Annotated in this window: 4 protein-coding genes; all 4 read left to right on the forward strand. The window is 59.2% G+C overall.

Annotated elements, in window-relative coordinates; translation table 11 throughout:
- Positions 1-920, forward strand: a 920-nt coding sequence (locus K8V32_RS08750) for a PP2C family protein-serine/threonine phosphatase (protein ID WP_369681055.1), incomplete at its 5' end; no start/stop codon positions are given.
- On the forward strand, positions 920-2,341 hold the full coding sequence (locus K8V32_RS08755; RefSeq protein ID WP_303905944.1) for an FtsW/RodA/SpoVE family cell cycle protein: 1,422 nt from the start codon (positions 920-922) through the stop codon (positions 2,339-2,341). The genes K8V32_RS08750 and K8V32_RS08755, both read left to right, overlap by 1 nt.
- Positions 2,341-3,789: a penicillin-binding transpeptidase domain-containing protein gene (locus K8V32_RS08760; RefSeq protein ID WP_303905947.1), complete on the forward strand. Its 1,449-nt coding sequence runs from the start codon at positions 2,341-2,343 to the stop codon at positions 3,787-3,789. The genes K8V32_RS08755 and K8V32_RS08760 overlap by 1 nt, the downstream gene beginning before the upstream one ends.
- A complete protein-coding gene (locus K8V32_RS08765; protein WP_303905949.1) occupies positions 3,786-5,540 on the forward strand; it encodes a protein kinase domain-containing protein in 1,755 nt (584 codons plus the stop codon). The genes K8V32_RS08760 and K8V32_RS08765 overlap by 4 nt, the downstream gene beginning before the upstream one ends.
- Positions 5,541-5,615: the final 75 nt, after the last annotated feature.

A 5,615-nucleotide genomic window follows, 5' to 3' on the forward strand; every position in this document is an offset into this window, starting at 1 on the left:
CCCAGCCCGGTGAACGCTGGATGCTATGCTCCGACGGCCTCAACGCCGTGGTCGATGACGGGACCATCCAACGCCTGATGAGTGCGGATAAACCGCTGGAAGAGATCTGCCGCGACCTGGTCGATGAGACCCTGGCACGTGGTGCCCCGGATAACGTCACGATCGTGGTCTTTGAAACCGCCGAAGCCGAAGTCACCGTCGATGACGACCCCAAGACCGATGAGCTCACCGAATCGGCGCTACAAGTCTCGAATGCCACCAACAGCGAACCAGTCTCTGCGGCACTACTGCGCGCCGACCTCGGATCGCGTCCTCACCTACTGGTCGGGGCTGCCGAACTTGCCACCGATACCGATCAGATCCCCATCGTCACCCGGTCATCTTCCCAAAAGCGTGCCGCAGCCCTCCTACACGGAGCATCCGAAGCCACCCCAGTCCCCCAGGCTCAAGGTGCTGCCGAACTTGAAGAAGATGCGGTGCCATCCGAACGTCGCTCCTGGCCACTGCTAACCATGGTCGGGGTGTTTTTAATCCTATTTGCGACGTCGTTAGCTGTGGGCTTCCTGTGGATTCGCGGACAATACTATGTCGGAACCGCGGATGACCACGTCGCAATTTTCCAGGGCGTACCGCAATCATTTGGCCCGCTTGAACTGTCTTCGGTTGAAGAATCAACAGAGATCCCGCTGTCGCGTTTACCCGGATACAGCCGTCAGCGTATTGAGGCCGGATTACCGGCCCAAGACCTGAACCATGCCCACGAAATCTTGGTAGATTTGGAAGCCGCGCTGATCCCCGAGGCCCCGCCGGTCTCACCATCCGATCCGCCCGATGATTCCATCCCCTTGGCCGCCAACGGCGTAACCGCATCCGCCTCAATAGCCGGAGCCACCGCCGGCGCAACAGGAGGCAACCCCTAATGACAAACACTATCGACTCCGTCGAAACCGACCGGCCGATCAAAAAGCCACTGCGCATCACCGAAATCTTCCTGATGGTAATGGCCGTGGCGATCGGTTCGGGTGCCTACATGCTTTCCGGGCTGGGCATGGATCAGACCCTGGACAGTCAATACTGGGTGCAGCTGGGTGTCATGTTTGCCCTGGCCATTGCCTTCCATATTGTGCTGCGGTTGCGCGCACCATTTGCCGACCAGTACATTCTGCCGCTAGCCCTGACCCTCAACGGGCTGGGTCTGGCCATGATTCACCGGCTGGATCTGGTCCCGCCGGGTACGAATCTGGCCAATAACCAGCTGCTATGGACAGCACTGTCGATCATTATTTCCATGGCCATCGTCTGGTTGATCATCGACTACCGTCACATGCGCCGGTTCACCTACGTGTGGTTGTTGGCGTCAGCCATCCTGCTGATCCTGCCGTTTCTGCCATTTATCGGCACGGAAATCTACGGTGCCCGGATTTGGGTCAACCTCGGTATCGGTTCCTTCCAGCCCGGTGAAGTCGCCAAACTGACCCTGGCCATTTTCTTTGCCTCATATTTGAGCGCCAACCGCGATCTGATCCTGCTGGCCGGCCGCAAACTTGGTCCGCTGACCTTCCCTCGCGCCCAAGACCTCGGACCATTAGTTGTCGCCTGGCTCGTGGCTATGGGGGTGCTGGTCTTCCAACGCGACCTCGGCTCAGCCGTCTTATTCTTCGGACTGTTCATGTCCATGATCTACCTGGCTACCTCGCGGCTATCCTGGATCATCCTGGGTCTGGTCGCCGTCGGCGCCGGTGGCATCATCGCCGTCAACCTGTTCCCGCACGTCCAAGCACGTATCGACGGCTGGCTCAATGCTTTCGACATGGACATGATCTACGCCGAACACGGCTCCCACCAGGTCGTCCAGGGACTCTTCGGCCTCGCCTCGGGCGGGCTATTTGGGTCCGGTCTTGGAGAAGGCCGGCCCGATCTAGTATTCGCGGCCAACTCGGATATGATCATCGCGTCATTTGGGGAAGAACTCGGCCTGGTCGGTCTGGCTGCGATCCTGCTGATCTTCTTCATACTCGTGACCCGCATTATGCGCATCGGCCTGTCAGCTCGCGATGCCTTCGGCAAATTATTGGCCGCCGGACTAGGTTGTGCCATGGCCATTCAGCTGTTCGTCGTTGTCGGTGGCGTGCTGCGCGTCATCCCACTAACCGGGCTGACGACGCCGTTCATGGCCGCCGGCGGGTCCTCGCTGTTAGCAAACTGGATGATTATCGGACTCGTGTTGTTAATTTCGCACACCGCCAACCGACCCATGGTGGCAGGCCCCATGGTCAATGCCTCCGGTGTTGGATCCGGTGCCGCGGTTCCGGGACAACCAGTAGAGGCGGGTGAACGCTAGTGAATGAATCCATTCGATACGCCTGGTACGGCGTCGTCGTGGCCTTCCTCGTGCTCATTGGTGCGGCAAGCTATGTTCAAGTCATCGGCGCCGATGATCTACGCAGCCACGAGGCCAACTCGCGCGAACTCTATAAACAGTTCGGTGGCCCGCGCGGTCCGATTCTGGTGGGTGGCGAACCGATTGCCGAATCCGTGCCCAGTGATTCCTCAAGTTTTGATTACCAGCGGGTCTATCACGACCCTGAACTGTATTCCGGGCTGACCGGGTTTTATTCGCTGGCCTATGGCCAGACCGGGCTGGAACAACGGCTCAACGGGTGGTTATCCGGTACCGCCGATGACCTGTTTATTGAACGCATCCGTCAAACCCTGACCGGTGCGGAAAATCCCGGAGCGTCCGTTGAATTGACAATCGACCCAGACGTCCAGCGCGCTGCCTACTCGGCGCTGCCCGAGGGTATGGTGGCGTCCGTGGTGGTCTCTGAACCAGATACCGGACGCATCCTGGCCATGGCCTCGCGCCCGAACTATGACACGAACTTGCTGGCCGTGCACTCGACGTCGCAGGCTTCCGAAAACATGGACGAGATTGTCGACTCCGGGGTCTCCCCGTATGAAAACCGGCCAACCGCCGACCGAACCGAACCGGGCTCCACCTTCAAGCTCATTGATACCATCGCAATGCTGGAATCCGGAGAGTACTCCCCCGAGGACAGTATTTCGTTCCCCGACGTGCTGGAACTGCCACAGTCTGGCACTCCGATTCGCAACTTCGAAGGCGGGATCTGTGACGGTCGGGGTTCGGCCGATTTAACCTGGATTTTTGCCCAATCCTGTAACACCCCGTTCGGGCAGGCCGCAATGGACCTGGGCCAAGACGCACTGTTAGATGTTGCCGAACGCTTCGGATTCAATGACAGCTCCATCAGCATCCCGCTGTCCGTAGCGCCGTCGAACTTCCCCGAAGAGGAAATGACACAGGCCAACCTGGCGCAGTCTTCCCTGGGCCAGTTCGATGTCCAAGCCACCGCGTTGCAAATGAATATGGTTGCGGCTGGTATTGCCAATGACGGCACCGTGATGCTGCCACAGCTGGTGGATACTGTGCGCGGTCCGGATCTCAACGTGTTAGAAGAACCGCAACCGGAAGTATATTCCGAAGCGATCACACCGGAGATTGCCGAACAGATGACCGGGATGATGCAGGAAGTCGTCCAGTCGGGTACCGCCATGCCGGCCCGCTCATCGATTCCTATTGCGGCCAAGACCGGGACGGGGCAGACCGGTACCGAGGGCAAAGTGAACTCGTGGATCACCGGTTTTGCACCGGCAGATGATCCGCAAGTGGCGGTCACATTGGTGTACCGCAATACTGACTATTCGGTGGGCAGCCAGCTCACCGCAACAAACCTGAAGAAAATCGTGGAGGCGGTGGTCGAACAGTGAGACCAATATCGGGAATGACGCTAGGTGGCCGATACGAACTGACTGATCGGATCGCTATTGGCGGCATGGGTGAAGTGTGGAAAGCACGCGACACCGTCCTGGGTCGGATCACCGCCATCAAGATTTTGAAGGAAGAATACACGGGTGATCCCAACTTCCTACGCCGTTTCCGGGCCGAAGCTCAGCACACCGCCCTGCTGAACCACCCTGGTGTGGCCAATGTTTTTGACTACGGTGAAGAAGAAGGCTCTGGCTATCTGGTAATGGAACTGGTACCGGGTGACCCGCTGAGTGCCATTTTGGACCGGGAAAAGGTCCTGTCGCCAGACCGCACCCTGTCGATTATTGCCCAGACAGCACGTGCCCTATCCGCCGCCCACGCACAAGGTCTTGTCCACCGCGACGTCAAACCCGGCAACCTCATAATCGATGCCAAAAACCGTGTCAAAGTTACCGACTTCGGTATCGCCCGCCTCGCCGATCAGGTTCCATTGACCGCCACCGGCCAGGTCATGGGCACCGCCCAGTACCTTGCCCCAGAACAAGCCACCGGCCAACAGGCCACCGGCGCCTCCGATATCTACTCACTGGGTATCATCGGCTACGAAAGCCTCGCCGGCCACCGCCCCTTCACCGGTGAGTCTCAAATCGCCATCGCCCTGGCCCAGGTCAACGACGATCCGCCACCGCTACCAGACTCCATACCCGAGCCAGTGCGTGCCTTGATCATGTCGATGCTGTCCAAGGAGCCAGAGGACCGCCCGGCCGACGCCGACAAACTGGCCACAGCAGCCGAGGCCCTGCGCCGCCAGGACACCCAGTCTGCAATCACCGCCGTGCCGGGCATGGTTCCGTTTATCACCTCGGGTGATTTTGATTCGGACGCCACCCAGCTGATCAACACCCAACAGTTCCAGGGTATGAACGACCCGGACGCCACGCAGGTCATCTCAGATGTACCCGCCGAAGGTACGCCCGTTTCGGATGCCACAGCTGCGTTGCCTGTCACCCCAACCGACGACAACGCGTTATCCGCACAATCCAACGGACTCGCCCCCAGTGCGCTACCCGAGGAAGGTACCGCCGAATTCGACGAATACGGCGACCAAGACAAGAAGAAACGCAGCCCGTGGTTCTGGCCGGTCATCGCCGTCGTCATTTTGGCTGTTCTGACCGGTATTGGCCTGTTGGTGGCCTCGTTGGGTTCAGATGAGGAACCGCAGCCCGAACCGACCGAGACTGTTGCCACCGTTTCGATCGACCCGGACGATTACTTGGGTCGGGATATTGATGAAGTTGCCGACGAGCTTGAAGAGTTGGGCTTTTCTGTTGAGCGTGTTGAGCGCGACGACGCAGAACCCGCCGGCACCGTGCTGGCATTGAACCCAACCGGTGAGGTCGAAGAAGGCTCCGAGATTCGTGTCAGCTACTCCAATGGCACCGGTGGTGAACCTGAGCCTGCCCCAGAGCCAACGTTCGAGCCAGAACAGCCCGATCCGCAACCAGAGCCCACACAGCAACAGCCTCAGCCGACCCAGCAGCCCACTACCCAGGCGCCACAACCACAGCCCACAACGCCAGATGTACAGCCGACGCCTACCCAAACGCCGGAAGAACCTGAACCACCGGCTGAATCACCAGAAGAACCAGCCACCGAAGAAACTCCGAGCCCAGAAACTGGAGCCGGAACGAACGGGAATACTGGTCAAGCAACTACCAGCGTCGCCGGAACTCCAACCAATCAAAGTTAACGAAATGAAAACTCACATGAAATCCACGCACCACATCCATTGGGCAGTCCATCCGCCCCTGACGAGTACGACGCG

It is taken from the genome of Enteractinococcus helveticum (assembly GCF_020742345.1).
In the GTDB taxonomy this organism is placed as follows: Bacteria; Actinomycetota; Actinomycetes; order Actinomycetales; family Micrococcaceae; genus Yaniella; species Yaniella helvetica_A.

Coding starts and splice junctions, on each gene's coding strand:
- K8V32_RS08755 (WP_303905944.1), top strand. CDS start 920: ATGACAAACACTATCGACTCCGTCGAAACCGACCGGCCGATCAAAAAG.